Origin of the sequence: Lutibacter sp. (assembly GCF_040883305.1) — a bacterium.
Taxonomy (GTDB): domain Bacteria; phylum Bacteroidota; class Bacteroidia; order Flavobacteriales; family Flavobacteriaceae; genus Lutibacter.
Genome location: NZ_JBFLKT010000204.1, coordinates 1 through 2,807, shown reverse-complemented (window position 1 = coordinate 2,807; position 2,807 = coordinate 1). Strand labels below are relative to the sequence as shown.

General features: G+C 30.5%; 2 protein-coding genes. Both read right to left on the bottom strand.

Features of this window, described 5'->3' with window-relative positions; genetic code table 11:
• Positions 1-57: 57 nt before the first annotated feature.
• On the bottom strand, positions 58-1,368 hold the full coding sequence (locus tag AB1Z17_RS06495; RefSeq protein ID WP_368050986.1) for an FAD/NAD(P)-binding oxidoreductase: 1,311 nt from the start codon (positions 1,366-1,368) through the stop codon (positions 58-60).
• A gap of 130 nt (positions 1,369-1,498) precedes the next feature.
• A partial coding sequence (locus AB1Z17_RS06490; protein WP_368050985.1) for a WD40/YVTN/BNR-like repeat-containing protein occupies positions 1,499-2,807 on the bottom strand: 1,309 nt, incomplete at its 5' end.

The following is a 2,807-nucleotide window of genomic DNA, read 5'->3' as shown; positions in this document are numbered from 1 at the left end:
ATTCTGAATCAAGTTCAGAATGACGTATGTTTTCTTCAAACACACTAATACCTAAAATTAAACCTCTATTCCTTTCATCATTTTATTCCAATATAAATAAGGAAGCCCATATTTTTTCAGTATCCATAAACGCCAATGTTCTTTAGAAGAATCTCCAATCATTAATGGAAACTGTTTTAATTTTGGATCTGGCTCAAAGTTTTGGTTGTAGTCAAATTCAGCCAATACCATTTTTCCATAACCCGTAACTAACGGACAAGAAGTATATCCTTTATATGCTTTAGTTGATAACTTATTAGTTTCAATTAATTTCAAAATATTTTCAACAACTACTGGTGCTTGTTTTCTAATAGCAGCACCCGTTTTAGAAGTTGGTAAATTAGAAACATCTCCTAAACTAAAAATATTTATAAATTTTGCATGTTGCATTGTTCCTTTATCAACATCAACCCAACCAGTTTCTGATGCCAATGGTGAGTTTGTAATAAAATCAGGGGCACATTGTGGTGGCGCTAAATGCATCATATCAAAATGGATACCATATAAGTCGCCTTCTCTTGTTACTTTTACATCTTTATAATTATGTTGAATTTCTCTATCTAAAGAGGCTTCATCACCATCAGCTATTGTTACGCACCCTCCTCCAGTTAAATCTTTAACTATTTCATACCAAGCAATTTTTTTATTTCCATCTACTTTTACCAGCTTATGGAAAAATCGAACATTAATATCTTTTTTATCAACAACACTCATTAAAGTATCTGCAATAATTTTCACGCCAAAAATAGAACCACTTGGTAAAGCAAATACAATATCTGTATTTTCTCTAACTCCTGTTTTTCTAAAATGCTCATCTGCCAAATACATAATTTTTTGAGGAGCCCCTCCACATTTTATTGGAGTTGCTGGTTGCGTAAATAATGCTGTACCACCTTTAAAATCTTTAAGTATTTCCCATGTGTAATTTGGGTCTGTATAATTACTGCAAACTACGCCTTTATCCATTGCTTCTTGCAAACCTTCAATCATGTCAGGTGCAATTTTTAAACCTGGAGCAACTACCAAATAGTCGTAAGTAAATTCATTCCCTTTTTTAGTTATTACTTTATTGTTTTCTGGTTCAAATTTATCGGCATATTCTTTAATCCATTCAACACCTTTTGGAATTAAAGATGCCATTGGTCTAGAAGTTTTATCAAAATTATAGGTATTCGCCCCAACTAAAGTCCAAGCGGGTTGGTAAAAATGAGTTTCTGAAGGTTCTATAATTGCTATTTGTAAAGAGTTGTTTTTTCTTTTTAGCATTGAAGAAACCATGATTCCAGCAGTTCCCGCACCAATAACTAGCACTTGAAAATGTTTTGACATTCGAATAGTTTTTTTAGATTAATACTTTTTCAACTTAGAAAATTATGTAAAAAAAAACTATTCTATGTGATAAAAATCACTTAAAAGAGTTTTAAATAGGGTTTTAATTAATTTTAAAAGGGCTTATTTTTTAATCTAAATTAATTAGCTCAATATCACTTTCTTTTACTTTTTTGTTAAGTTGTTTTACATCTTTATTAAAAATAACATAGATTTTACCTAACTCATCATCAATTAGCTTTGTAATTTCATTTTTAAATTCAACCGACTGGTCTGTTGGTTTAAAATCTCCAATAGAACTTAATGAATTTAAATGCGCTAATTTATTATTCAATTTAATTGGAAAGTTTAACGGATCTTGATTACTCTTACTTTTTGTTTGGTACAACTCGTTCTCGTGCTTGGTTAAACCTTTCACTATTTTATCTGCTAATTCAATAATTTCTTTATTCTTTTCTTTATCTGAAATTGAACTTTTTAATTGATTTATTTGCGTTTTAATCTTTGTAATATTTTTTAATGTTTTATGAATTTCAGTTAACTTTTCCTGAATTTCAATTATAAAATTAAATTGTGATGTTAAATCTTCTTCAGAAGCTGAACTTCTTGGATCTTGTAATAGATTAAAAGTTTGTTCAGAAACGTTCATTCCATTTTTAGTTAGTTTAACTGTATATTCTCCAGGTAATGCTTTCGGACCATTTAAAGATGCCCACCATAAAATCATCCCTTTTACTTTTTCAGCATCAGGATATTGCATATTCCAATTAAAACTATTTGCTCCCTTTTTAGCTTTTAGACTTTCTTCATCTTGACTTTTATCCGGTTTTGTGGAATAGGTTTTAATATGTTTGCCGTTTTTCTCAAAAAAGGACAAACTTAAAGTATCTTCTTTTTGAAGATTTTTAACAAAATAATTTACAATTACGCCACCAGGATGATTTTGCCCAGCAGTTTTAGATTTTCTGCTACTTCCTCCCATTCTGTAACTATCCATCGGTTGGTACAAAAAGGCTTCTTTTGAAATAAGGTTGTCATTTAATTGGTGAAGTGGTGTTAAATCATCAATAATCCAAAAGCTTCGCCCTTGTGTTGCAGCTATTAAATTGTTGTTTTTTATAGTTAAATCTGTAATAGGAACAATTGGTAAATTTAATTGAAAAGGTTTCCAGTTAACGCCATCATCAAAACTAACATACACTCCATTTTCAGTTCCTGCATATAACAATCCTTTTCTATTTGGATCGCTTCGTAAAGCTCTTGTAAAATGTTCTTGAGCAATTCCGTTGGTAATTAATTTCCAATTTTCACCATAATCTTCTGTTTTGTAGATGTATGGTGTATAATCTCCTAACTTGTACCTTGTCCCAACAATATAAGCACCTCCAGCTGTAAACGGATCTACTTCAATACAGTTAATCATCATCCATTCAGGTATT